The organism is Microbacterium phycohabitans, from assembly GCF_032464935.1.
Taxonomy (GTDB): Bacteria; Actinomycetota; Actinomycetes; order Actinomycetales; family Microbacteriaceae; genus Microbacterium; species Microbacterium phycohabitans.
In genome coordinates, this window is record NZ_JAWDIT010000008.1 from 1 (window position 1) to 25234 (window position 25234).

At 72.5% G+C, this 25234-nt stretch carries 21 protein-coding genes; 10 read left to right on the forward strand and 11 right to left on the reverse strand.

Features of this window, described 5'->3' with window-relative positions:
• Positions 1 to 166: 166 nt before the first annotated feature.
• Positions 167 to 1087, reverse strand: coding sequence for a 2,3,4,5-tetrahydropyridine-2,6-dicarboxylate N-succinyltransferase (gene dapD, locus RWH44_RS15845; RefSeq protein WP_316005321.1), 921 nt, complete (start codon positions 1085 to 1087; stop codon positions 167 to 169).
• 44 nt (positions 1088 to 1131) lie between these two features.
• Here dapD and dapE point away from each other — a divergent pair, with 44 nt between their 5' ends.
• The 3 genes from dapE (at position 1132) to RWH44_RS15860 (ending at position 3708) form a co-directional block, all read left to right on the forward strand.
• A complete protein-coding gene (dapE, locus tag RWH44_RS15850) occupies positions 1132 to 2208 on the forward strand; it encodes a succinyl-diaminopimelate desuccinylase (protein WP_316005322.1) in 1077 nt (358 codons plus the stop codon).
• Positions 2205 to 3428, forward strand: coding sequence for a hypothetical protein (locus tag RWH44_RS15855; RefSeq protein WP_316005323.1), 1224 nt, complete (start codon positions 2205 to 2207; stop codon positions 3426 to 3428). Before dapE ends, RWH44_RS15855 begins: the two co-directional genes overlap by 4 nt.
• 106 nt (positions 3429 to 3534) lie before the next feature.
• Complete coding sequence (locus RWH44_RS15860; RefSeq protein WP_076490128.1) at positions 3535 to 3708, forward strand: DUF3117 domain-containing protein; 174 nt, start codon at positions 3535 to 3537, stop codon at positions 3706 to 3708.
• A 160-nt stretch (positions 3709 to 3868) separates the two neighbouring features.
• Here RWH44_RS15860 and RWH44_RS15865 read toward each other — a convergent pair whose 3' ends face one another.
• Entirely contained in the window at positions 3869 to 4507 is a 639-nt protein-coding gene (locus tag RWH44_RS15865; RefSeq protein WP_316005324.1) for an O-methyltransferase, read from the reverse strand.
• Between the two features lie 72 nt (positions 4508 to 4579).
• Here RWH44_RS15865 and RWH44_RS15870 point away from each other — a divergent pair, with 72 nt between their 5' ends.
• Positions 4580 to 4951, forward strand: a complete 372-nt coding sequence (locus RWH44_RS15870; RefSeq protein WP_298871954.1) for a twin-arginine translocase TatA/TatE family subunit — start codon at positions 4580 to 4582, stop codon at positions 4949 to 4951.
• A gap of 233 nt (positions 4952 to 5184) precedes the next feature.
• Here the strand turns inward: RWH44_RS15870 and RWH44_RS15875 are convergent, their stop codons facing one another.
• From RWH44_RS15875 to RWH44_RS15885, 3 genes are read right to left on the reverse strand one after another with little or no spacing between them, the layout of a single operon-like run.
• On the reverse strand, positions 5185 to 6333 hold the full coding sequence (locus RWH44_RS15875) for an Mrp/NBP35 family ATP-binding protein (protein WP_316005325.1): 1149 nt from the start codon (positions 6331 to 6333) through the stop codon (positions 5185 to 5187).
• The gene (locus RWH44_RS15880; RefSeq protein ID WP_298871959.1) at positions 6330 to 6875 is read right to left on the reverse strand and encodes a DUF1003 domain-containing protein; all 546 of its coding nucleotides are present in this window, start codon (positions 6873 to 6875) and stop codon (positions 6330 to 6332) included. The genes RWH44_RS15875 and RWH44_RS15880 overlap by 4 nt, the downstream gene beginning before the upstream one ends.
• Positions 6875 to 8194: a magnesium transporter gene (locus RWH44_RS15885; protein WP_316005326.1), complete on the reverse strand. Its 1320-nt coding sequence runs from the start codon at positions 8192 to 8194 to the stop codon at positions 6875 to 6877. Before RWH44_RS15885 ends, RWH44_RS15880 begins: the two co-directional genes overlap by 1 nt.
• Positions 8195 to 8265: 71 nt before the next feature.
• Between RWH44_RS15885 and RWH44_RS15890 the strand changes: the two genes are divergently transcribed.
• Together RWH44_RS15890 and RWH44_RS15895 are read left to right on the forward strand one after the other, a co-directional pair.
• Positions 8266 to 9048, forward strand: coding sequence for a YflT domain-containing protein (locus tag RWH44_RS15890; protein WP_316005327.1), 783 nt, complete (start codon positions 8266 to 8268; stop codon positions 9046 to 9048).
• On the forward strand, positions 9045 to 9731 hold the full coding sequence (locus tag RWH44_RS15895) for an alpha/beta hydrolase family protein (protein ID WP_437127311.1): 687 nt from the start codon (positions 9045 to 9047) through the stop codon (positions 9729 to 9731). The genes RWH44_RS15890 and RWH44_RS15895 overlap by 4 nt, the downstream gene beginning before the upstream one ends.
• A 123-nt stretch (positions 9732 to 9854) precedes the next feature.
• Here RWH44_RS15895 and RWH44_RS15900 read toward each other — a convergent pair whose 3' ends face one another.
• The 3 genes from RWH44_RS15900 to RWH44_RS15910 form a co-directional block, all read right to left on the reverse strand.
• Complete coding sequence (locus tag RWH44_RS15900) at positions 9855 to 11636, reverse strand: gamma-glutamyltransferase family protein (RefSeq protein ID WP_316005356.1); 1782 nt, start codon at positions 11634 to 11636, stop codon at positions 9855 to 9857.
• Complete coding sequence (locus RWH44_RS15905) at positions 11633 to 13093, reverse strand: aminopeptidase P family protein (protein WP_316005328.1); 1461 nt, start codon at positions 13091 to 13093, stop codon at positions 11633 to 11635. The genes RWH44_RS15900 and RWH44_RS15905 overlap by 4 nt, the downstream gene beginning before the upstream one ends.
• Before the next feature lie 82 nt (positions 13094 to 13175).
• On the reverse strand, positions 13176 to 14207 hold the full coding sequence (locus tag RWH44_RS15910) for an endonuclease/exonuclease/phosphatase family protein (protein WP_316005329.1): 1032 nt from the start codon (positions 14205 to 14207) through the stop codon (positions 13176 to 13178).
• A 141-nt stretch (positions 14208 to 14348) separates the two neighbouring features.
• Here RWH44_RS15910 and RWH44_RS15915 point away from each other — a divergent pair, with 141 nt between their 5' ends.
• Entirely contained in the window at positions 14349 to 15209 is an 861-nt protein-coding gene (locus tag RWH44_RS15915) for a PHP domain-containing protein (protein WP_316005330.1), read from the forward strand.
• A gap of 73 nt (positions 15210 to 15282) precedes the next feature.
• Here RWH44_RS15915 and RWH44_RS15920 read toward each other — a convergent pair whose 3' ends face one another.
• Complete coding sequence (locus RWH44_RS15920) at positions 15283 to 16737, reverse strand: DEAD/DEAH box helicase (protein WP_298871975.1); 1455 nt, start codon at positions 16735 to 16737, stop codon at positions 15283 to 15285.
• Between the two features lie 149 nt (positions 16738 to 16886).
• On the opposite strand from RWH44_RS15920, the gene RWH44_RS15925 reads away from it, so the two are divergent.
• Entirely contained in the window at positions 16887 to 17603 is a 717-nt protein-coding gene (locus RWH44_RS15925; RefSeq protein ID WP_316005331.1) for a ferritin-like fold-containing protein, read from the forward strand.
• Between the two features lie 81 nt (positions 17604 to 17684).
• Here the strand turns inward: RWH44_RS15925 and RWH44_RS15930 are convergent, their stop codons facing one another.
• Both RWH44_RS15930 and RWH44_RS15935 read right to left on the reverse strand, forming a co-directional pair.
• Positions 17685 to 17969: a hypothetical protein gene (locus RWH44_RS15930; protein ID WP_316005332.1), complete on the reverse strand. Its 285-nt coding sequence runs from the start codon at positions 17967 to 17969 to the stop codon at positions 17685 to 17687.
• Between the two features lie 10 nt (positions 17970 to 17979).
• Positions 17980 to 18204 (reverse strand): DUF3107 domain-containing protein, encoded by a 225-nt coding sequence (locus RWH44_RS15935; protein WP_298871982.1) that lies wholly within the window; start codon positions 18202 to 18204, stop codon positions 17980 to 17982.
• A gap of 212 nt (positions 18205 to 18416) precedes the next feature.
• On the opposite strand from RWH44_RS15935, the gene RWH44_RS15940 reads away from it, so the two are divergent.
• Both RWH44_RS15940 and RWH44_RS15945 read left to right on the forward strand, forming a co-directional pair.
• Positions 18417 to 21560 (forward strand): ATP-dependent helicase, encoded by a 3144-nt coding sequence (locus RWH44_RS15940; RefSeq protein WP_316005333.1) that lies wholly within the window; start codon positions 18417 to 18419, stop codon positions 21558 to 21560.
• Positions 21557 to 24844: an ATP-dependent helicase gene (locus RWH44_RS15945; protein ID WP_316005334.1), complete on the forward strand. Its 3288-nt coding sequence runs from the start codon at positions 21557 to 21559 to the stop codon at positions 24842 to 24844. The genes RWH44_RS15940 and RWH44_RS15945 overlap by 4 nt, the downstream gene beginning before the upstream one ends.
• The last annotated feature ends 390 nt before the right edge of the window (positions 24845 to 25234 follow it).

Here is a 25234-nt window from a genome sequence, read left to right on the forward strand (position 1 = left end):
CGGGGCGGGCGCGGGGCGGGGCGGGCGCGGGGCGGGGCGGGCGCGGGGCGGGTGCGGCGCCCGGCGCGGGTCGACCGGGCGCGCGCGAAAAACGCCGTGCGTGCCGAGACACGCGGTGGGGGCGCGAGTCTCGACAGGAACGGCGTTTATCGGTGGGGGTGGGGCCTCAGGCGTGCAGGGCCTCGTTCAGCGTCACGCCGACGCCGGCACGGGCCGAGGCTTCGACGGCGCCGGTGAGGGAGTTGCGGCGGAACAGGATGCCGTTGCGGCCCGACAGCTCGCCGGCCTTGACCGTCTGGTCGCCGACGCGCACCTTGGTTCCGGCCGTGACGTAGAGACCGGCCTCCACGACGCAGTCGTCGCCGAGCGAGATGCCGATGCCGGCGTTCGCGCCGAGGAGTGTGCGTGCGCCGATCGAGACGCGGTGCGTTCCGCCGCCGGAGAGCGTCCCCATGATCGAGGCGCCGCCGCCGATGTCGGTGCCGTCGCCGATGACGACGCCCTGCGAGACGCGTCCCTCGATCATCGAGGAGCCGAGCGTGCCGGCGTTGAAGTTGACGAAGCCCTCGTGCATGACGGTCGTGCCGGGGGAGAGGTGCGCGCCGAGGCGCACACGGGAAGCGTCGGCGATGCGCACGCCTGCCGGGAGCACGTAGTCGGTGAGGCGCGGGAACTTGTCGAGCCCCTGCAGCTGGATGCCGTGACGCTTCAGCAGCGCGAGCGTGCGCGCCGCTGTGTCGGGGTGCATCGGACCGGCGTTCGTCCAGGCGACGTTCGGCAGGTGGCCGAAGATGCCGTCGAGGTTGATCTCGTTGGGGCGGACGAGCAGGTGCGACAGCGCATGCAGGCGGAGATAGGCGTCGACCGTGGAGGCGGGTGCGGCATCCGCGTCGATGGTGAGCGTCACGGTCTCGACGACGACGTCGCGCCGTTCGTCGGCGCCGGCCGAGGATTCGAGCGCCGCAGCGGCGGCATCCAGGTCGTCGGAGACTCCGAGGACGGGCTTCGGGAACCAGGCGTCGAGCACCGTTCCGTCGGTGGTCCGTGTCGAGAGGCCGGCAGCGCTGATGCGTCGTTCATTACTCACAGGCCCAGGCTACCGGCGCGACCTCGTGTGAAAGGATCGGTGGCATGACCGCGCTCGAGCTCACCTCGTCCTCCGTCGACCTCACGCGGGCCATCTGCGACATCCACAGCGAGTCCGGCGACGAGACCACGCTGGCCGACGCCATCGCGTCCGCCGTGTCGGCGTACGACCACCTCGAGGTCATCCGCGACGGCGACACGATCGTGGCGCGCACGAACCTCGGCCGCGCGCGTCGCGTCGTGATCGCGGGACACATCGACACCGTCCCCATCAATCGCAATCTCCCCGTCGAGGATCGTGAGATCGACGGCGAAGCGTTCCTGTGGGGCCGCGGGACCGTCGACATGAAGGCCGGAGTCGCGGTGCAGCTGAAGCTGGCCGCCGAGCTCACCGAGCCCGGCGTCGACATCACCTGGATGTGGTACGACCACGAAGAGGTCGACTCCTCACTGAACGGACTCGGCCGCCTCTCGCGCAACCGCCCCGACCTGTTCGAGGGCGACTTCGCGATCCTCGGCGAACCGAGCAACGGCGAGGTCGAGGGTGGATGCAACGGCACGCTGCGCGCGCTCGTGCGCACCGCGGGCGTTCGCGCCCACAGCGCCCGCTCGTGGATCGGCGAGAACGCGATCCACAAGGCGGCGCCCATCCTCGCCCGCCTCGCCGAATACCGGGCGCGCGAGATCGAGGTCGAGGGCCTGGTCTACCGCGAGGGGCTGAACGCCGTCCGCATCACGGGAGGGGTTGCCGGAAACGTCATCCCCGACGCGTGCGAGGTCGAGGTCAACTACCGCTTCGCCCCCAGCCGCGATGCGGCGGCCGCCGCCCGCGTCGTGAACGACGTCTTCACGGGCTTCGAGGTCGAGATCGTCGACATCGCCGAGGGCGCGCGTCCCGGCCTCGACGCCGAGCTCGCGAGAGAATTCGTGGATGCCGTGGGCGCCACACCCACACCCAAGTACGGCTGGACCGACGTGGCGCGCTTCTCGGCCCTCGGCATCCCGGCCGTCAACTACGGCCCCGGTGACCCGCACCTGGCGCACCACGACGAGGAGCGCGTGCCGGTGGCGCAGATCGACGCCGTGGAGCGGGGCCTGCGGGCCTGGCTGAGCGGGTCGTGACGACCGCGGCCACGATCCCCGCGCCTGTGGGGGCGTGGCGGGCACTGCCCGTGGCCGCCCGCATCGCGGTGATCTACGTCGCGGCGCGGCTGGTGACCACGGGCTTCTTCCTGCTGGCGTCGAGTCTGTCGGGTCCCGGGTCGCGGTACGGCATCTCGCCGTCGCTGGGGGAGCTGGCCCTCGGGTGGGATGCGCAGTGGTACTGGTTCGCCGCGGTGTCGGGTTATCCCGCGCACCTGCCGATCACCGCGACGGGTGACGTGGCCGAGAACGCGTGGGCCTTCATGCCGCTCTACGCGTTCCTGTCCGCCGGCCTCGGGTCGCTCCTCGGCTCCTGGGGAGCGGGGGCGGTCGCGATCTCGCTCGCGTCGGGATACGGGGCGAGTGTCATGCTCTACGCGCTCCTGCGCGAGCGCATCGGCGGGTCCGCGGCGATGTGGGCCGTCGTCTTCTTCGCGAGCGGGCCGCTCGCGGCGCTGTTCCAGGTCGGCTACGCGGAGTCGATGTTCCTCTTCCTGCTCTTCGTCGCACTGTGGTGCGTCCAGCGGCGACGGTGGGGGTGGCTCTACGTGCTCGTGCCCGTCATGGGGTTCACCCGGCCCGGCGCCCTGGCTTTCGCGCTCTTCCTGGGGCTCTACGGCATCCATCGCTTCCTGCGTCGGCGCACCGATCCGCTGCCGGTCTCGGAGATCGTGCACATCGTCGCGGTGGGCGTGCTGTCGAGCGTGGTGGGGTTCGCGTGGCAGGCCATCGCGGCGGTGGTGACCGGGCAGCCGGGCGCGTACCTCGCGACCGAGCTGGCCTGGCGTCGCAACTGGATCGCGGATGCGAGCGGTGCCTTCGTCCCCGTCGAGGGATGGGTGCAGGGCGCGCAGTTCTGGTTCACGCAGTGGGGGCTCGGGCCCCTCGCGGGGGTGATCGCCCTGGTGCTGCTGGTCGGCGGTGTGACCGCCGCGCTCGTGATGCTGCCGCAGGTGCGCACGCTCGGCGTGGAGGTGCGCCTCTGGTCGGCGAGCTATCTGATCTACCTGCTGCTGGTCTTCTTCCCGCAGTCGAGCATCTTCCGTCTGCTGGTGCCCGTGTCGCCGCTGTGGGGAGCGCTCGCGGTCCCGCGCTCTCGCGCGTGGCGTCTGGGCGTGCTCGCCGCGGCCCTGCTCGGTCAGTGGTGGTGGATCTACAACATGTACGCGCTGGGGAACACCTTCTGGCAGATCCCCTGAACGGGTCGCACAGTCCGGCAGATGACGGACGGGGACGGCGATACGACGAGCGCGCGCGCTGACACAGTAAACTACTTCACAGACCAACGAGGAAAAGGGGGCCGCGATGGCAGCCATGAAGCCGCGTACCGGCGACGGACCGATGGAGGCCGTGAAGGAGGGCCGGTTGATCATCGTGCGCGTGCCGCTCGAGGGCGGCGGGCGTCTCGTCGTCTCGGTGAACGACGCCGAGGCGAAGGAACTCTACGACGTGCTCGGTGGTGTCGTCGGCGCTGCCTGACGATCATCTCCGCACGAAGGCCGGTCCCCGCGGGGGCCGGCCTTCGTCGTATCGGTGGGACGGTGAGCGTCGTGCTCTCGGGCGCGGGACGTCGGGCCTTCCACCGCCTGGACGTCCCGGAACGTTGCCGCGGAGCGCGGCATCCGGAGTCGTTCGCTCTTCAGGCGTCGGTGGAGCGCGTCGTGAGCTGCAGCAGGCCCTCGCCGGTCGTGGAGAGGGCGCCGATGACGGCGGGGGAGGCCTGGACCTCTTGGATGAGGGAGCGGTACGCGGTCGTCACGGCGTCGCGGCGAACGGGATCGGCGACCGCTCCGCCCGCCAGCACGCGCGGGATGAGCACGGTTCCGCCGGCGCGGACGAGGCGCAGACCGTGCTCGACGTATTCGATGACGCCCTCGGGGTCGGCGTCGATGAAGACGATGTCGTACGACGCCTCGTTCATGCGCGGGAGCACGTCGGAGGCGCGGCCCGTGATGAAGCGGGCGCGAGCCGCGGGGACCCGCGCGTCGAGGAAGGCCTGACGAGCGGCGCCGAGGTGCTCGGGCTCGCTGTCGATGGTCGTGATCGTCGCGCGCGGGGATCCGTGCAGCAGCCAGAGTCCCGAGACGCCACCGCCGGTTCCGACCTCGACGATGTTGAGCGCGCGCGATGCCGCCGAGATCACGGCCGCCTGTGCACCGACCGCGGGGCTCACGGGCGCAGCGCCGAGTTCGAGCGCGTGCGCCCGAGCGCGAGCGATGTGCTCGGGCTCGACCGTCGACTCCTGCACGAACCGTTCGTTCGCCTGTTGACCGCTCACGTGGACCTCCTCGACTCAGGCTAGACGGCCGAAGGGTGCGCGCCCCCCAGGCGCGGCCGGTAATCTAATGCCATGTTCTTCGGCCTCACGATCGAGAAGCTGCTGCTGATCGGCGTGATCGCCGCGGTGCTCGTCGGTCCCGAGCGGCTCCCGCGTTACGCGGAGACGCTCGCCAAGTTCACCAAGCGCGCGAAAGAGACGCTGCAGGGTGCCCGGACGCGCATGCGCGACGAGATGGGCCCCGAGTTCGACGACGTCGACTGGAAGAAGCTCGACCCGCGCCAGTACGACCCACGGCGCATCATCCGCGAGGCGCTCCTCGACGACACCCCGACGGCGACCATGCGCGCGGCGGGCGCCGCGGCCCTCGCGGCCAAGCCCAAGCCGACGGTGCCGCCGTTCTCGCCCGGCGAGCGTCCCCCGTTCGACGACGAAGCGACCTGAGGCCCACCCTCGGGCGCCGGGGCCGGTGAGCGCGAAGGGTTCCCGACCCGGGCAGGTTCCTGAGCTCGGCGAAGGGACCGGTGCGTGGGCGGGGCCCGGTGGCTTCGACAGGCTCAGCCACCTGGCGATGTGCGTGCGCGGGACCCGGTGGCTTCGACAGGCTCAGCCACCTGGCGGTGTGCGTGTGCGGGTCTTGGGCTTCGAGGGCTCGGCAGACTGGGGGTGCGGCGTCGTCAGACGCTCAGACGCAGGGGCTTGCCCGCGAGGCCGCGGGGGCGGATCGCGAGGGCCGCGGCGGCCGCGTCGATCGCCCGCGCGGCGGGGTCGTCGGGGTTAGAGAGCACCACGGGTCGGCCGTCGTCGCCCCCCGTGCGCAGCGCCGGGCTGAGGGGCACGGATGCCAGCAACGGCACCGTCGCCTCGTCGGTCGACAGGGCACGGGCCACCTCCTCGCCGCCACCGGCTCCGAAGAGGTCGAGCACGGTGCCGTCGGGGAGGGTCATCGCGGCCATGTTCTCGATGACGCCGATCGGGCGCTGACCGGTCTGGCGCGCCACGAGACCCGAGCGCACGGCCACCTCGGCGGCGGCCGCCTGCGGAGTGGTCACCACGAGCACGTCGGCGTGGGGGAGCAGCTGGCCCACCGAGATCGCGACGTCGCCCGTGCCGGGCGGCATGTCCAGCAGCAGGACGTCGAGGTCGCCGAAGAACACGTCGGTGAGGAACTGCTGCACGGTGCGGTGCAGCATCGGCCCGCGCCACGCGACCGCGCCCGCGGCATCCTCTCCGGGTCGACGCAGGAACATGCCGATCGAGATCACCTTCACCCCGTAGGCGACGGGCGGCAGGATGAGGTCGTCGAGGCGGGTGGGTGCGGGCGGCAGGCCGTCGGTGTCGACGAGGCCGAGCAGACCCGGGATCGAGAATCCGTGCACGTCGGCGTCGACGAGGCCGACCCGCAGCCCCCGGGCCGCGAGCGCGACGGCGAGGTTCGCCGTGACGGTCGACTTGCCGACACCGCCCTTGCCGCTGGTGACGGCGATGACGCGCGTGAGGGAGTCGGGGCCGAACGGCATCTCGCGTTTCGCCCGCCCCCCGCGCAGCTTCTCGGTCAGGGCCTTGCGCTCGTCGGGCGACATGACGCCGACGCGCACGTCGACGGCGTCGATCCCCGCGACCGAGGCCGCGGCATCCCGTACGTCGCGCTCGATGCGGTCGGCGGCGGGGCACCCGACGATCGTCAGGGCGATGCCCACCTCCGCCACGCCGTCGCGCACGGCGATCTCGCGCAGCATGTCGAGCTCGCCGAGGGGGCGGCGCAACTCCGGATCGGTGACGCCGGCGACCGCGTCGCGGACGCGGGCGGTCAACTCCGCCGTCACGGGGTCGCCCGCGATGAGCTCGGACGTGCTCCCGCGTCGGGCTGGTCGTCGAGGCGCTCGAGCAGCGCCTTGAGCTCGGTGCGCAGCGTGTCTTTCGTGATGACCTCGTCGGTCAGGTCTTTCACCGCCATGCGCAGCGCAACGATCTCGCGCGCGAGGTATTCGGTGTCGGCGAGGTTGCGTTCGGCGCGCTGGCGGTCCTGCTCGATCTGCACGCGGTCGCGGTCGTCTTGCCGGTTCTGCGCCAGCAGGATGAGGGGAGCCGCGTACGACGCCTGCAGCGACAGCACCAGGGTGAGCGCCGTGAAGCCGATGGCGGCCGAGTCGAAGCGCCAGTCGTCGGGGGCGATGGAGTTCCACCCCATCCACAGCACGCAGAACATCGTCAACGACAGGAGGAAGGTCGGGGTGCCCATCGCCCGCGCGACCCACTCGGTGAAACGGCCGAACCGATCGCGCGAGGGCTGCGGCGTGCGAGGCGCGAGCACGCCCGTGCGCCCGCGAGGCGCATCGAGGGCGGGCGTCTTGTTGTTACGTGCCATCAGCGCCTCCTCGGGGTCTGCGGGATCTGGGTGGGGATGCTCTGCGTCTGCAGCGGTCTGACCGGGGTCGGGGGTTTCGGATCGTCGCTGTCGTGCGTGCGCCAGTCGTCGGGCAGCAGGTAGTCGAGCACGTCGTCGACGCTGACGCAGCCGACGAGGCGGTGGGCCTGATCGACGACGGGCAGCGACACGAGGTTGTAGCTCGCCAGCAGGCGCGCCACCTCGGCCGCCGTCGCGTCGGCGGGCACGGGCTCGAGCGTGTCGTCGATGATCGCGCCGAGGCGCTCGTGCGGGGGGTAGCGCAGCATCCGCTGGAAGTGCACCGTGCCCAGCAGACGCCCGGTGGGCGTCTCGTAGGGCGGGAGGGTGATGAACACGGATGCCGCGAGGGCCGGGTGCAGCTCGTGGCGGCGGATGAGGGCCAGGGCCTCCGCGACCGTGGCATCCGCCGACAGCACGATCGGCTCGGGCGTCATGAGACCACCGGCGGTGTCGGGGCCGTACTGCAGGAGGGCGCGGACGTCGTCGGCCTCCTCGGGCTCCATGAGCTCGAGCAGCTGCTCCGAGCGCGACTCGGGCAGCTGACCGAGGAGGTCGGCCGCGTCGTCGGGCTCCATGGCATCCAGGATGTCGGCGGCGCGCTCGTCGCCGAGCTGCTCGAGGATGTGCACCTGCTCGTCTTCCGGCATCTCTTCGAGGGCGTCGGCGAGGCGGTCGTCGCTGAGCTCCTCGGCGACCTCGATCAGGCGCTCCTCGGGCAGGTCGAGCAGGGTGTTGGCGAGGTCGGCGGGCTTGAGCTCGGAGTAGGTCGCCACGAGCTGTTCGGCGGACTGCGCCTCGCCGGGCGTCTGGTTCTCGCGGACCTCGCCCCAGGCGGCGAAGGTCGTCGCGCCCTTGGCGAAGGGCGACGCGCTCGTACGGGGGCGACGCAGGAACAGCTGCCCCACGTCCCATTCGCCGAGGCGGTTGCGTTCGATCGCGACGTCTTCGATCACGGCGCTGCCGGAGCCGTCGACGAGGCTCACGCGACGCCCGAGCATCTCGGCCATCACCCGCACCTCGCCGCCGCGCTGCTGGAAGCGGCGCACGTTGATGAGGCCGGTGGTGATGACCTGGCCGGCCTGGATGGAGGTGACGCGCCCGATGGACACGAACACATGTCGGCGCCCGGGGATCTCGACGACGAGGCCCACGACGCGCGGCGCCGCCGACGCGCGGTAGATCACCACGACGTCGCGCACCTTGCCCAGACGGTCTCCCGCCGGGTCGAACACCGTGCAGCCCGCCAAGCGGGCGACGAAAACCCTCTGCGTGCTCACCGGTCCAGCGTAGTCCGCGCCTCATGCGCAACACCTCGGAACGCTCCAGGCGCGCGTGACAGGATGGTGAAATGAGTATGTTCGCGCAGCGTCCGGGTGCCGGTCGAGACGAGGTCGGCGAGAAGGTCGCCTCGTTCCCGACGTACGAGCAGGCCCAGAAGGCCGTCTCGTCGCTGATCGCGGGAGAGGTGCCCGCCCGCGACATCGCGATCGTCGGCTCGGGCCTCCGGTCGATCGAACGCGTGACGGGGCGACTCGGTTACGCCACGGCGGCCCGCTCGGGCGCGCTGAACGGGCTCATGCTCGGCCTGCTGTTCGCGTTCATCTTCGTGCTCGGCCAGCCCACCCTGCAGATCTCGCTGTTCGTGGGAGTCCTGCTCGTCGGTATGGCCCTCGGCATGCTCCTCAGTCTCGGGACCTACTCGATCGTGCGTCGCCGACGCGACTTCGCCTCGGTGATGCAGGTCGCCGCCGATCACTACGACGTCTGCGTCGCCGCCACCAGCGTGCACAAGGCGCGGGGGATCGTCGGGCCGTCCGGAGCCGCGCGCACGGTCGTGTCGCGTCCGACCGCCTCGCCGTCCGACCCGCCGCAGTACGGCGAGCGCGTGGCCCCCGGCTCGACCCTGCCCGCCGCTCCGCCGCGGCCGCCCGCGCCGACCGTCGCGCCGTCGGACGACGAGCCGCCGCGCTACGGCGAACGCATCGCGCCGAAGGCGCCGGAGCCGCGGGGTGACGCGTCGGCGGACGGCGGAGCGCGCGATGACGCGGGGACCGCGGGCGAGTCGACTCCCCACGTGCGCCCGGACGACGCCACCGACGCCGACGACGGCTCCCGACCGACCGAGCGGTGAGCGCCGAAGCGGTTCCCTCCGTCGAGTCCGTCCGCATCGCCGTCGAGCTCCCGGCGGGTGCGACGGAGGTCTCGGGGTTGTGGTCGCCGGCATCCGGATCCATCTCGACCGTCGCGCTCGCGCACGGGGCGGGTGCGGGGATGGAGCATCCCTTCCTCGCGGGCCTCGCCGAGGCCCTCGTGGCGAGCGGGGTGTCCGTCCTGCGGTTCGTCTTCCCCTACGTCGAAGCCGGACGACGGATGCCGGGACCCGCCGCGCACGCCGTGGCGACGTGGGCGGGCGTGCAGGCGTGGCTCGCGGGGGCGGCTCCGGGGCCGTATACGGCCGTGGGCAAGTCGTACGGCGGGCGCATGGCATCCGTCGCCGCGGCCGAGGGGGTCATCGCTCCCGCCGGGCTGGTCTACCTGGGATACCCGTTGCACGCGCCGGGGAGGGCCGACAAGCCGCGCGCCGCGCACCTGCCGGCGATCGGGATGCCGCAACTGTTCGTCGAGGGGGAGAACGACCCCTTCATCGACCCGCGTGCGCAGTTCGACGAGGTCGTGGCGTCGTGCCAGGACGCGCGGGTGCAATGGATCGTCGGGGGGAACCACTCCTTCGAGGTGAAGGGCGCGCGCCGACCGGCAGATGAGATCGGGGCGGGACTGGCGCCGGTGGTCGCGGGGTTCGTGCGGTCGCTCTGACGGGCGCGGCGGCGTCTGGTGGGCATCGACCGCGCAGACCGCGCGTCGCGATGATCCGCGGGCGGCATCGCTGCGCGGATGCGTGCAGCGCGGGAGAGCTCTGCGATTCCACGGGACGCGTGGTCAGCGGCCCGCCGCGTACCCCTGCGCGCCGCGGGGATTGGCGGCGGCCCATAGCGTGCCGTCGCTGCCGCGTCCGACGGCGGTGACGCGTCCGAGCGACCAATCGCCCATGCGCCGCACGCGATGACCGCGCTGCTCGAGGCCCTCGATCACCTCAGCGCCGAGGCGGTCTTCGACCGCCGCCCCGGCGGGCGCCCACGTGCGCGGCCAGAACGAGTCGACGAGCGCCGTCGTGTGGAGGTTCGGCGCGTCGATGGCCTGCTGCGGATTGTATCCGCCGACCAGCATGCGCAGCAGGACGGTGAGCTGCCACTGATCCTGCTGGTCGCCGCCGGGGGAGCCCACGGCGATGACCTCGTCGGCCCGCGACAGCAGGGTCGGGGTGAGCGTCGTCCGCGGGCGGCGCCCGGGGGTGAGGGATGCCGGGTGCCCCGGGACGAGCCACGTCGCCTGCAGCCGCGTGCCCAGGCAGAAGCCCAGCGACGGCACGGTGGGCGAAGACTGCAGCCATCCGCCGGACGGCGTCGCCGACACGACGTTGCCCCATCGGTCGATCACGTCGATGTGGCACGTGTCGCCGCGGGTCTGGCCCGATCGATCGACGGTGGGCTCGCCCGTCGACCCGTCTCCGGACGCGTGCTCGGTGCGCAGCGGTGGAGACACCGGCGGACGCCCGTCGGGCGAACCCGGCCGCCACTCGGCGGACGCCTCGGGACCGATGAGAGCGCGGCGAGCGGCCACGTACTCCTCGGCCAGGAGAGCATCGACGTCGATGGCGCCGTCGGCGTCGCCGAACCAGGCGTCGCGGTCGGCGTACGAGAGCTTCTGCGCCTCGAGCAGGAGGTGCGCTCCCTCGACGGTCGCCGGGTCGAGTCCGGCGTCGTCGACGTCGTCGAGCAGCCGCAGCGTGTGCAGGAGCGCGGGTCCCTGCGTCCAGGCGCCGGCCTTGAAGACGTCCCACGCGCGGAAGCGCGCGGTGACCGCGGGCTCGTAGCCGGCGCGCCACGATACGAGATCGGACGTGTCGAGGATGCCGGGGTGGTCGGCGCCGTCGGCGTGCCGGTGGGGCTGTCGGAGGAACGCCGCCGCCTCCGGGAGCACCTCGACCATCCAACGCTCGCGGGCCGCGTCGATGCGAGCGGCTCGGTCGGGGAGGGCGGCGCCGACGGCCACGAGCGCGTCGAGGACGTCGGCCCACTCCGGGTTGGTCACGACGGTGCCGGGTGCGGGCGGGCCGCCGGTCGGCATCCACCTCTCGGCGGAGCTGGGCCAGTGGGCGTGGAACAGGTCGGCGACCCGCGCGATCGTCGTGGCGGCCCCCGCCACCAGGGGGTGGCCGTCGCGGGCGTAGCCGACGGCGTAGGCGAGGATGTCGCCGAGCTCCCACGTGCCGTGGTCGCGCAGCAGCAGCAGCCACGCGTCGACCGCGCCGGGCACCGCGGCGGCGAGCCCGCCGGCTCCCGGCACGAGATCCAGCCCCCGTTCCCGGAAGTGCTCGAGCGTGGCTCCGGCCGGCGCGGGGCCCTGCCCCATCAGCACGACGGGGACGGATGCCCCGGCCGGCCGCACGAGCGCGACGAGGTCACCGCCCGGACCGTTCAGGTGCGGCTCGACCACGTGCAGCACGAACGCCCCGGCGACGGCCGCGTCGAACGCGTTGCCGCCGCGCTCGAGCACGGACTGCGCCGTCGCGGTCGCCGTCCAGTGCGTGGACGCCGACATGCCGAACGTGCCCCGCAGGGTCGGCCGGGTGGTGAAGGATGCCGGGGGCGTGAAGGTCATCGCGACTGCCGGGCGATCCACTCCTCGATCTCGTCGGCGGTGCGGGGGATGCCCGCCGACAGGTTGACCGGTCCGTCTTCGGTCATGACGATGTCGTCTTCAATGCGCGCACCGATGCCGCGGTACTCCTCGGGAACGGTGAGGTCGTCGATCTGGAAGTACAGGCCGGGCTCGATCGTGAAGACCATGCCGGGCTCGAGCAGACCGTCGTAGTACATGTCGCGACGCGCCTGCGCGCAGTCGTGGACGTCGATGCCGAGGTGGTGGCTCGTCCCGTGCACCATGTAGCGGCGGTGCTGCCCGCCGGCATCGGCGTCGAGGGCCTCTTCGGCCGTGACGGGGATCAAACCCCACTCGGCCACGCGCGCGGCGATGACCTCCATCGCCGCCTCGTGCAGGCGGCGGAAGGGCACACCCACCTCGGCCGCGGCGAAGGAGGCGTCGGCGGCCTCGCGCACCGTCTCGTAGATGCGGCGCTGGATTTCGGTGAACGTGCCCGAGACCGGGAGCGTGCGCGTGATGTCGGCCGTGTAGAGGCTGTCGACCTCGACGCCCGCGTCGACCAGGATGAGGTCTCCCGGCTTCACGGCGCCGTCGTTGCGCGTCCAGTGCAGGTAGCAGGCGTGGGGGCCCGACGCGGCGATGGTGTCGTAGCCGACGCTGTTGCCGTCGGACCGCGCGCGCTGGTGGAACACGCCCTCGACCACGCGCTCTCCGCGCGGGTGCTCGATGATGCGCGGAAGCTCGGCGACGATGTCGTCGAAGCCGCGGCCGGTGACCTCGACGGCGAGGGCCATCTGCGCGAGCTCGTACTCGTCTTTCACCAGGCGCAGCTCCGACACGAAGCGCGTGAGCTCGTCGTCGGTGCCGACCGTGCGGTCGTCCTCACCCGGGGCGAAATCATCGAGGTGGGCGGTGGCGAGACCCAGGTCGGCGGCGACGCCGTCGAGGGCGGGGCGGGGGCCGATCCAGAACTCGCCGATGGTGGCATCCGAATAGAACTCCGCGGTCGTGCGATCGGCACGCTCGCGGAAGTAGAGAACCGCCTCATGACCCTCGTCGCGCGGCTCGAAGACGAGCACGGAGTCGGGCTCGGAGTCGCTGCCCCAGCCGGTGAGGTGCGAGAAGGCGGAGTGGGCGCGGAACGGGTAGTCGCAGTCGTTGCTGCGCTGCTTGAGGCCGCCGGCGGGGACGACGACGCGCTGACCGGGGAAGGCGCGCGACACGCGCGCACGACGACGAGCGGCCCAGGCGGCCTGCTCCCGCGGTTCGGGCAGAACGGCCGGATGCTCCGCCCACCCCGTCGAGATGGTGTCGAGGAATCCGCGGGGGAACGGCGCCTTGCGATTGCTCGGCGCGTCGAGGGCGACCTCGTCGGTCTGCGGCTCGGCGGTCGTGGGCTCGGCGGTCGTGGGCTCGGCGGGTGCGGTCGTGTCGCTGGTGGAGGGGGCGTCCATCGTTCCAGTCTTGCACCCGTCGCCGCGTCGTGCACGGCTGCCCGCAGGACCGGTGCGCGCGCGAGGGCTGGGGAGGAGCCGCTCAGCCCCCGGTGCGCTCCAACTGCACCACGATCGGGCGGTGATCGCTGCCCGAGCCGTCGAGGGAGCGCATCACGACCGACCCCGAGACGGTCCAGTCGGGCGTGGCCATGACGTGGTCGATCGGCGCGCCCAGGAGCGCGGGGGCATCGGTGGGCCAGGTGCCCACTCCGCCGTTGCCGCTGTCGGACGCCGCATCGTGGCACCGGCCGAGGGTGCCGCCCTCGACGCCCATCCCGGTCATGTGGTCGAGGGTCGCGTTGAAGTCGCCGGCGAGGATGACGTTGTCGCTCGCGCACTGGTCGGCGAGCCACTGCAGGTCGCTGCGCCACTGCGGCATGTACTCCTGGCGCGGCGCGACGGCGTGGGCCGCGACGATGATCGGACCGTCACCCGACACGGGCATCGCCACAGCGCTGGGCACGGTGGAGGTGTTGCTCGACCCGTCGAGGGAGGACTGGATGACCGAGTAGTCGCCCAGCTCGGGTCGGATGAGCACGGTGGTCGAGGTGGCATCCCACCCCGTGATGCCGTACTCGCCGTACTCGGCGTGATGGGCCCACATGGGCTGCCCCATGGCGCGCATGAGTTCGGCGACCTCGGCGCCGGTGTCGATGGTCGTCTCGGGAAGGGTGACGACGTCGGCCTGCATGCCCACGGCGAACTGGGCGATCGACTCCGCCGAGGTGGCCGACCCGGCGGTGTTCCACGTCATCACGCGCAGGCTCGTGTCGGTCTTCGCCGGCAGCCCCTCGGTGCCGAGTCCGCGCTGGGACAGCAGGGCGACGTTGACCCCGCCCGCGACCCCCAGGATCAGCGCCAGCACCAGAGCGAGCGCCCGGATCGGCCGGATGAGCGCGAACAGCAGCATCAGCAGCGTCGCCGCCACGAGCACCGCCGCGAGCGCGGCCCGGAACGAGATGATCTGCGCGAGCGGGAACGTCCGCTCGAGGCCGAAAGCCGACGGCCACGTCAGCACCGCAGCGCTCGCCGCGAAGACGAGCGCGACGAGGAATCCGAGCAGTCGACGCACCTGCCCGACCTTAGGCGAGCCGTCTGTGAGATCGACGGATGCCGGCAGGGCGGCGCCCGAGCGTCTCGGGTGGCGGGGGTCGCTCGCGGCGAGGAGTGCGACGCCGCGCCCGGGCGGGAGCCGGAGCGCTACGCTCGACGGGTGCCACGCGATCGTCGATTCCTCGGACCGGCCGATCTGCACCTGCACTCGTCCCATTCCGACGGCACCGAGCCGCCCGCCGAGGTCATGGTCGCCGCGCACCGTCACGGCGTGCGGACCGCCGCTCTCACCGATCACGACACGACGTCGGGCTGGGCCGAGGCCGCCGAGGCCGCCACGTCGCTCGGGATGACGTTCGTCCCGGGCATGGAGCTGTCTGCCCGGCACCGCTGGCGCAGCGTGCACCTGCTGGCGTACCTCGTCGACCCCGACGACGCGGCCCTGCGGGCGATGACCGATCGCATCCGGTCGTCCCGATTGGACCGCGCGCAGATCATGGCGGAGCGCATCTCGCACGACTACGACATCGCCTGGGACGACATCGTCGCCCAGACGACCGACGGGGCCACCGTGGGGCGCCCCCACATCGCCGACGCGCTCGTCGCGCGCGGGATCGTGGCCGACCGCACGGAGGCGTTCGCCGGCATCCTGCATCCGTCCGGCGACTACTACGTCGCCCTGTACGCCCCCGATCCCGTGACCGCGGTCGAACTCGTCGTGGGCGCCGGGGGCGTGCCGATCATCGCCCACCCGGCGGGGCGGGCGCTGCTGCCCGACGGCGTGCTGCAGGCGATGCTGGAGGCGGGACTCGCGGGCTTCGAACTCGCCCATCGCGAGAACCTGCCCGAGCCGACCGCCCTCCTGGCGGACCTCGCCGCCGAGCGCGACCTCATCGTGACCGGTTCGAGCGACTACCACGGCCTCGGCAAGCCGAACGTGCCCGGCGAGAACACGACCGCCGACGACATGGTCGCGCGCCTGTTCGCTCGCGGCCGCGGCTCGGCACCGGTCTTTCCCTGATCCGCGGACCGGACGCGTCGAAACGACGAACGGCGCCGCCCCGAGGGGAGCGGCGCCGTCTCGGCGTCTGCGGTCAGGCCACGGGGGCCGTCGGGGCGCCCGAGCTGCCCCCACCGCTGCGGCGGCGGCGACGGCGGCGCGGGGCCGCGTTGCCGTCGTGGTGCTCCTTGCCCGCTCCGTCGTGCGTGCCGGCGCCGCCCTCGGTGCGCGGGGTGCTCTCGGCGGCCGAGTCGCCCGTGGACGATCCGCCGCGACGACGGCGACGACGCGGGGCGCGGTCGCCCTCGGCATCCTGGCCCTCGGTCTTCTTCTCGACCTGCTTGGGCGCGACGGCCTTCGGCGCCGTCACCAGGCGGCCCTTGGTGCCCTCGGGGATGTTGAGGTCGGTGTAGAGGTGGGGGCTCGAGGAGTAGGTCTCGGTCGGCTCGGGCTGGCCGAACTCGAGCGCGCGGTTGATGAGCGCCCACTTGTGCACGTCGTCCCAGTCGACGAAGGTCACCGCGATGCCGGTCTTGCCGGCGCGGCCGGTGCGGCCGGCCCGGTGCAGGTACGTCTTCTCGTCGTCGGGGATCGTGTGGTTGATCACGTGGGTCACATCGTTGACGTCGATGCCGCGGGCGGCGACGTCGGTGGCGATGAGCACGTCTTTCTTACCCGCCTTGAAGGCGGCCATCGAGCGCTCGCGGGCCTCCTGGCTCATGTCGCCGTGCACGGCGGCGGCGTTGAATCCGCGGTCGCCCAGCTCGTCCATCAGCTTCTGGGCGGCGCGCTTGGTGCGCGTGAAGATGACGGCCTTCTCGCGACCCTCGGACTGCAGGATGCGGGCGATGACCTCGTCTTTGTCGAGCGAGTGCGCGCGGTAGACGAGGTGCTTGATGTTCGCCTGCGTGAGTCCCTCGTCGGGGTCGTTGGCGCGCATGTGGATCGGGTTCGACATGAAGCGTCGCGCGAGGGCGACGATGGGCCCGGGCATGGTCGCCGAGAACAGCTGCGTGTGACGCACGGGCGGGACCTTCGAGAAGATCTTCTCGATGTCGGCGAGGAAGCCGAGGTCGAGCATCTTGTCGGCCTCGTCGAGCACGACCTCGGTCGCGTGCGACAGGTCGAGCAGGCGCTGGTTGGCGAGGTCGATCAGGCGACCGGGCGTGCCGACCACGATCTGCGCGCCGGCCTTGAGCTGGTCGATCTGCCCCTCGTACGCCTTGCCGCCGTAGATCGCGACGACGCTCGTCGAGCGGTTGCTGGTGAGCATGTCCATGTCTTCGTAGACCTGCACCGCGAGCTCGCGCGTGGGGACGACGATGAGGGCCTTCACCCCGGGCTCGGGGTCGAGACCGAGGCGCTGGACGACGGGGATGCCGAAGCCGAACGTCTTTCCGGTACCCGTCTTGGCCTGGCCGATGATGTCCTGTCCGGGAAGGCCCAGGGGGATCGTCTGCTCCTGGATGGGGAAGGCATCGACGATGCCCTTGGATGCCAGGGCATCGACGATGTCCTGATCGATGCCGAGCTCGGCGAATGTCGTCATGTGCGTGCCTGTTCCGGCGGCGAGAGACCGCCTGGGGGAGTCGTATCCACGCCTCACTCGTCCACAGGCGCGGGGTCCCGATCCATCGCCGGGACCCGTCCACTCTACCCGGCGTGTCTCCGCGGGCCCCGGACGCCTAGGCTGGGGGCGTGTTCGAGTGGTTTCGTCGTCGTCAGCGCCCGGTCGGCCGCACGCTGCAGCTGCGCTCGAGGGGAGACCTCGGCGAGGCCATGCGCGTGGACTTCGCGGAGCTCGCTCCCGACATCGACACCTTCCTCGGCCAGGCGGCCTATCTGCAGCTGGGCTTCTTCGAGACCCTGAGTGAGTTGATCGCCCTCACCCCCGAGCTCGCTGAGAAGGAGTCCCTCTCGCGGGCGGCCGGAGCGGCGCTGATCAAGCACCAGGAGCTCGTCGCGGTCATCCGCGAGCGCGGTGGCGACCCGACGCAGCTCATGCTGCCGTTCCGCGAGTCGCTCGACGCGTTCCGCCGCAACACCCACGGCGTCCGTCCGCAGGAGACCATGCTCACCGTGCACATCACGGCGGGGCTCCTCGACGACTTCTACCTCGCGCTGTCGTCGAGCTACGGCGACACGGGGCGCCGCGTCGCCCGCATCCTGCGGGCCGACGACGACCGGCAGGCGATCGTCGACATCCTCGTAGCCACCATCGACAGCGATGAGGAGTGGCGCTGGCTGCTCGCGCTGTGGGGCCGCCGACTCGTCGGCGACACGCTGCTCGTCGCCCGGGCGGCACTGCGACACGGGCACCTCGACCGCGCCGAGGAGGCCAAGGTCGAACCCGTCTTCAGCGAACTGATGGGTGCGCACGCCCGTCGGATGGATGCCATGGGGCTCGCCGCCTGAGTCGACGGCATCCGACGTGCCGGGAGCTCGCGGCGCCGATGATCGCGCGAAAGCGGCAGAGGTGATGCCCGGTGCGCGGGCTCAGACGGGCAGCCGCGAGCGGTCGGCCTCGTCGCGCGACAGGCGCGCGCGAGTGACGAGGACGACCAGCAGCACTGTCGTGGCCACCGGGGCGATCACGGCGAGCACCCAGACCAGCGGGGACTCACCCAAACCCGCCCAGGTGAGCGCGGTCCACACCACGGCTGCCGACGCCGCCCCCGCGAGGGGGGCCAGCGCGGCACCGCGCAGGTGCCGGCCCGGGAGCGCGAAATGCGCCGCCAGGCCGATCACCGCACCGATGACGAGACCGAGCAGGATCTGCACGGCGAGGGGGTCAGGCGACGAAGCCGACGCGGCGCGACTCTTCGGTGCCCAGCTCGACGAAGGCGAGGTTGGCGGTCGGGATGAGGTAGGAGTTGCCCTTGACGTCGGTGAAGGTGACGTGGCTGGCAGAGCTGTCGAGGGCCGAGGCGATGGTCGACTTGACGACGTCGGAGCTCTCGTTCGTCTCGAAGTTCAGCTCACGGCCGGTGTTGATGATGCCGATGCGGATCTCCACGATGCGTCCTTTCCCCGCGGGCCGCGGTCGGCCCGGCGCGTGTTTCGACTCTAGGGCAGGCTTCCGGCACGACAGCCCGTCGCACGGGCGGCTTCGCGCACGGCGAACGCGGGGCCGCGCGGGCCGTCGCACCGGCCCCGGCCCGCACGCGACCTCGACGACCCGCCCGTGGCGCCCGGCCGATGTCGGAGGTCGCGATTAGCGTGGAGCACATGCAATCGACGGATGCCGCCGCCCCCGGTGCCGTGCGGGAGCGCGGGGGTCTCGACGCCGATCAGCGCGTCGTCGTGGCCTGGCCCGCCGACGCGAGCGGTGTGGTGGTCGGCGCCCCGGGGTCGGGGAAGACGACGACACTGCTCTCGCGTGTGCGCGAGCTCGTGGCATCCGGTGTCGATCCCGACGACCTGCTGGTGCTCACCCCGACTCGACCCGCGGCGACGGCCCTGCGCGACCCCCTCGCGCTCGCAGTCGATCGCGCCACCTCGGGCGCCCTGGCGCGCTCGGTGGCGTCGTTCGCGTTCCACCTGGTGCGCGGGGCGGAGGTGCGCCGGGGTGCCGAGCCGCCGCAGCTGCTGACCGGCGGCGACGAGGATCAGATCATCCGCGATCTGCTCGAGGGCGATGCGCTCGACGAGCTCGAGGGCGCGTCGCGCTGGCCCGACTGGCTGGGGCCGACGATCCGCGCCACGCGCGGCTTCCGCGGCGACCTCCGCGCCTTCCTCGCCGAGTGCACCGAGCTCGGCGTCGCCTCGAGCGACCTCACCCGCCTCGCCGAACGTCACGACCTCCCGGTGTGGGCATCGCTCGCGTCGTTCGCCGACGAGTACCGCGCGGTGCGCGCCGCCATGCGCGGTGCCCACCGCGACGCGGCCGATCTCGCGCGCGAGGCCGTTTCGGTACTCGACGCCGCACGCTCCGAGCGTGACCTGCTCGGGCGGTTCTCGTCGCTGCGGTGCATCCTCGTCGACGACGCGCAGGAACTGACCGCGGGCGTCATCGATCTGCTGCGGGCCTGCCGCGGCCTGGGGATCGGGGTCGTCGCCTTCGGCGATCCCGACGTCGGATCGGGAGCCTTCCGCGGCGCCACCCCCGAGAACTTCGCGCGTCTCGCCCGAGAGCTCGGCGCGACCGCCGCGCTCGGCACGCCGCATCGCGGCACGCCCGAGCAGATCGACCTGGTGCGGCAGGTGGCATCCCGGATCGGGGCCGCCGGTGTCGTCGCGCACCGGCGCGCGCCCGAGGGGGCGCCCGCGCAGGGGTCGGTACGCACGTACCTGCTGCGCTCGCCCGCGGAGGAGGCCGACGCGATCGCTCGTCTGCTGCGCGAACGCCATGTGCTCGACGGCGTTCCCTGGAGCTCCTGCGCCGTCATCGCGCACGACTCCCGGCAGGTCGCGACGCTGGAGGCCGAGTTGGCGGCGCGCGAGGTGCCGGCCCGCGCGAGCGGCCCCGGACTGGCGCTGGGGGTGCAGCGCCCGGTGCGCGACCTCGTGCGCCTCGTCGAGCTGGGTGCGAAGGATCCCGACGAGTGGGTGGCCGAGGAGGTGATCGACGCGCTGCGCGGCACCTTCGGCGGTCTGGATGCCATCGAGTTGCGGCGACTGCGCACGGCGCTGCGTCACGACGAGGTCGCGGCCGGGGGGACGCGCGCCGCGACCGACCTGCTGGTGTCGGGCGTGCGCTTCCCCCTCGAGCTCGCCGCGATCGACTCCCGCGAGGCGCGCCGCGCGATCCGCCTCGGCGAGACGCTGGGCGCTCTGCGCAGCCAGGCCCTGCGGCAGGCCACCGCGCACGAGCTGCTGTGGACGGCGTGGGAGCGCAGCGCCCTCGCGCGCACCTGGCGCGAGGCGGCGCGCGGACACGGCGCGGTCGCCGAACAGGCCGACCGAGACCTCGACGCGGTCGTGGCGCTGTTCCAGGCGGCGAAGCGTTTCACCGAGCGCGAACCCGACGGAGAGGCGTCGGTGTTCCTGCGGTCGGTGCTCGACAGCGACGTCGCCGAAGACCGCATCGAGCAGCCCGCCGTCGTCGACACCGTGCGGGTGCTCACCCCGGCCGCCGCCGCCGGGACGGCCTTCGACACCGTCGTGATCGCCGGAGTGCAAGACGGGGTGTGGCCGAACACGCGGCTGCGCGGGGGTCTCCTCGAGACGTGGCGCCTGGCCGACGCCGTGCAGAACCCCGACCTCCCCGCCGCCGGCATGCTCGACCGTCGCCGCGCCGCGATGCACGATGAGCTGCGGTTGTTCGTGCGCGCGATCAGTCGGGCCGACGCCCTGCTCATCGTGACGGCCGTCGACGACGACGACACCGGGCCCAGCGTGCTGTTCGAGATGCTCCCCACTCCCGAACCCGCCGCGGCCATCCCCGAGCATCCGCTGTCGCTGCGCGGGCTCGTCGCCCGGCACCGCCGCTCCCTCACCGCTGCGCGCGTCCCCGCGGGTGAGCGAGCGCACGCCGCCGCCCAACTCGCGATCCTCGCGGGCGCCGGAGTCGCCGGTGCCGCCGTCGAGGAGTGGTACGGCGTCGCACCGCCGAGTTCCACCGCGCCGCTGCGCGACCTCGACCGCGAAGACGTGCGCGTCTCGCCGTCGCGCCTGCACGCGCTCGAGGAGTGCCAGCTCGACTGGGTGATCGCCGATCTCGGCGGCGATCGCGGCGGCACGACGGCCGGCATCGGGACCATCATCCACGCGGCGCTCGAGACCGCGGCATCCTCGTCCGAAGACGATCTGTGGGCCGTGGTCGACGAGAGGTGGGGGGAACTCGTGTTCGACGCGCCCTGGCGCGACCGCGCGGAGCGGACCCGGGCCCGCGACCTCGTGCGGCGGCTCGCCGCGTACCTGCGACGCTTCGACGACGCCGGCGGCCGACTCATCGGCGCGGAGCGGCACTTCGAGGTGCCCATCCCGATCCCGGATGCCGGCGAGCACGGTGCCGTGCTCAGCGGTGACATCGATCGGGTGGAGCTGACACCGTCCGGCGAGGTCGTCATCGTCGACCTGAAGACGGGCAAGAGCGAACCGCAGACCGACGCCAAGGTCGCCGACAACCCGCAGCTCGCGGCGTACCAGCTGGCGTTCTCGTCGGGCGCGATCGAGCAGGTGGCGGGGCTGGCATCCGGCGGGGCGAAACTGCTCGTGCTGCGTCCGACCGCCGCGACGAAGGACTACGCCGAGCCGACGCAGAAGCCCTTCGACGACGAGCAGCGCGCAGCTTTCGTCGCGCGGGTGCGGGGAGCGGTCGACATCATGCGCGGCACGTCGTTCGCCGCCCCCTACGAGGTGCACTGCCGTGACGAGTTCTCGTACGGCCTGTGCCGCATCCACACGGTGTCGGCGGTGAGCGCGTCATGAGCGAGATGCTGTCTGCGGCGACCATCGCCGCCGCCCTCGGGCAGTTCCCTCCCACCGCCGAACAGACCGCCGTCATCGAGGCGCCGCTCGCGCCCGCCCTCGTCGTCGCGGGCGCCGGCAGCGGCAAGACCGAGACGATGGCCGGTCGGGTGGTGTGGCTCGTCGCGAACGCCCTGGTGCGCCGCGACGAGGTGCTGGGCCTCACCTTCACGCGCAAAGCCGCGGGGGAGTTGGCCGAGCGCATCCAGCGTCGGCTGCAGCGCCTGTCGGAGTTCGAGGCGCGCGGGCTCCTGCCCTTCCTTCCGCGTCTGCACGCGGCCGGTCGCCTCGCGGTCTTCGCGGAGCTGGCCGGTGTCGAGGGCGCGCGAGGCGACGCGGCGCGCCGCGAAGCCCTCGATGCGCTGGTGGCGGAGACCGGCGCCGAGGTGCCGGGTGCGCGCGACGACGATCAGCTCCTGCACCGACCGACAGTGTCGACGTACAACAGCTTCGCCGACTCGATCGTGCGCGAGCACGGCCTGCGGATCGGTCGGGATGCCGAGGCCGCGGTGCTGTCGGAGTCGGCCGCGTGGCTGCTCATGCGGCGCGTGGTGTTCGCCTCCGACGATCCGCGCCTCGAGGAGCGTCAGGAGTCGCCCCGCACGCTGATCGACGCCGCGTTGCGCATCGCACGCGATGGCGTCGACAACCTCGTCGATCTCGACGAGCTCGCCGCATTCCCCGAGCAGTTCGGACGGATCGTGGAGCGGCCCTCGACGTCCGCACGGGTGAGCGTCTACAAAGAGGTCGGCGAGGCCGCGGCGAAGGTCTCGGCGCTGTCGCTGCTGGCGACGCTCGCCGCCGCCTACGACCGCGAGAAGGCCCGCCTCGGGGTGATGGACTTCGCCGACCAGGTGGCCGGTGCCCTGCGCATCGCGCGGGAGCATCCGGCCGTCGTCGCCGAGCTGCGCGCCCGCTACCGCGTGGTGCTGCTCGACGAGTACCAGGACACCTCCGTCGTGCAGACCGACCTGCTGGCGACGCTGTTCGGCGGCACGGGCGTGATGGCGGTGGGCGATCCCCACCAGGCCATCTACGCGTGGCGCGGAGCGAGCGCGGGCAACCTGGGCGGATTTCCCGAGGCGTTCGCGCCCGGCGCCGAGTGTCAGCGCTTCGCTCTGCTGACGAGCTGGCGCAACAGCGCGCAGGTGCTCACCGCGGCGAACGCGGTACTGGCCCCGCTGGCGCCCCGGGCGGCGGTGGCTGTCGAGGAGCTGCGTTCCCGGCCGGGAGCGCCAGAGGGACTCGTCGAGACGGTCTTCGAGAACGACCTCGACGCGGAGGCCGACCGGGTGGCGGCGTGGTTCGTCGGCGTCCGTGCCGCCCGTGCCGCTCACGGGCGCTCCACGACCGGGGCGCTGCTCTTCCGCAGCAAGAAGCACATGGTGCGTTTCGGCGACGCCCTCGGGCGACGCGGGATCCCGCACCGCATCCTCGGACTCGGCGGCCTCCTCACCACGCCCGAGGTGGTCGACGTGGTGTCCGTCCTCCGGGTGATCAGCGACCCCGAAGCGGGCTCGGCGCTGATCCGCTTGCTCTCCGGCCCGCGATGGGCGGTGGGTCTCGCCGATCTCCGCGCGCTGGCCCAGGTGGCCCGGCGACTCGCCACGCACGACGTGGCTCTGCAGCCGTTGGCCCCCGACGTCGTCGATCGACTGCGGTCGACGCCGGGCGCCGACCGCGCCTCGCTCGTCGATGCGCTCGATTTCGTCACGCGACAGAGCGACACCCACGGGTGGCTGGCCGACATCACCCCCGACGGCCGCGCTCGGCTGCGCGAGGCGGGGGCGGTGTTCGCGGGGCTGCGCCGCAGCGTGGGCGCTCCGGTGCCCGAGCTCATCCGCTTGATCGAGACGGAGCTTCGGCTCGACATCGAGCTCGCGGCGAACGAGGCACGCGGTCCCGCGCGCATCGCCTCGGCGCAGCTGCGGGCCTTCGTTGACGAGATCCGCGGGTTTCTGGCCGCCGACGAGTCCGGATCGGTGTCCAGCCTGCTCGCCTGGCTCGACCACGCGGAGCAGGCCGACGAGTTCGCTCCGCGGACCGAGCCGCCCGAAGACGACGTCGTGCAGCTGCTCACGATTCACGGGTCGAAGGGTCTCGAGTGGGATGCCGTGGCCGTGGTTCGCCTCGTGACCGACGAGCTGCCCTCTCTCGCGCGCGACACCAAGGGGTGGCTGGGTTTCGGCATCCTGCCCTCGGAGTTCCGTGGCGACTCTGCCTGGCTGCCGGTGTTCGCGTGGCGCGGCGCCGAGACGCAGCAGGACCTGAAGGCCGCGATCGAGGCCTTCGTCGCCGACAATCGCGCGCGCCAGCTCGACGAGGACCGTCGCCTGGCGTATGTCGCGTTCACCCGGGCTCGCGACCATCTGCTGCTGTCGGGGTCGAGCTGGTCGGGAACGAAGCGGCCCCGACGTCCGAGCGTCTTCCTCGACGAGGCCGTAGAGGCTCTCGGCATCGATTCGGTGATCGATGAGCCGGGTGACGATCCCTACGACGGCGAACGGCGCCTGCTGCACTGGCCGCTCGACCCGCTGGGTTCACGCCGCACGGCGGTCGCGGCCGCCGTGACGCAGGCGCAGGCGGCCAGGGCGCAGCCGGCGGCCGACGCGGACCCCGACCTCGAGCTGCTGCTGGCCGAGCGGGCCGATCGGCTGCGCCCGGCGCACGCGCCGGCCCCCACGCGCATCCCGGCATCGAAGTTCAAGGACTTCATCGCCGACTACGGGGACGCCGTCGAAGACCTGCGTCGCCCGATGCCGGAGCGTCCCTATCGGCAGACACGCCTCGGCACGCTGTTCCACGCGTGGGTCGAACAGCGCTCGGGACTCGTCGGATCGGGGATCGGTCTCGACGACGACGCGCTCTGGGACGACGATGAGGCGGGCGCGTCGACCGCCGACGCCGCGGAGCTGCAGCGCCTGCGCGACTGCTTCGAGCGATCGGAATGGGCGCCGCTGCGGCCGCTCGAGGTCGAAACAGAGATCGATTTCGTCACCCGACGGCTCGACGGGCGCGATCACGTCGTCATCTGCAAGCTGGATGCCGTGTACCGACGCGGCGACCGGTACGAGATCGTCGACTGGAAGACGGGCCGCCCTCCCACGAGCGAGGCCGAGCGCCGCGCGCGCATGGTGCAGCTGGAGCTGTACCGGGAGGCGTACCACGCGAAGCACGGCATCGACCTCGACCGCATCGATGTCGCGCTCTTCTACGTCGGTGACGAGCTGGTGCTGCGCGGCTGACTCGCGATCGCCGCGCGGACGGGTCGCGGATGCCGGACTGGGTGCGGCATGACGTGCGGCCGCCGGGTTCGGGGCCTGATGCTCTCTTCGGGGCGTACGACTCGCGCCCCGAGGGGAGATACGCGCCCCGAAACGAGATCCGCGCACGCCGGTGACCTGCGCGCACGCCGGTGACCTGCGCGCCCGCCGGTGAGCTGCGCGTACGCCGGTGGGCTGCGCGCCCGCCGGTGGGCTGCGCGTACGCCGGTGGGCTGCGCGTACGCCGGTGAGCTGCGCGTACGCCGGTGAGCTGCGCGCACGCCGGCGAGCTGCGCCCCCGAGGTGAGCCGCGCGCCCCCGGGTGATGAGATGCGCGCCTCGAGGTGAGGTGCGCGCCTCGAGGAGTTATAG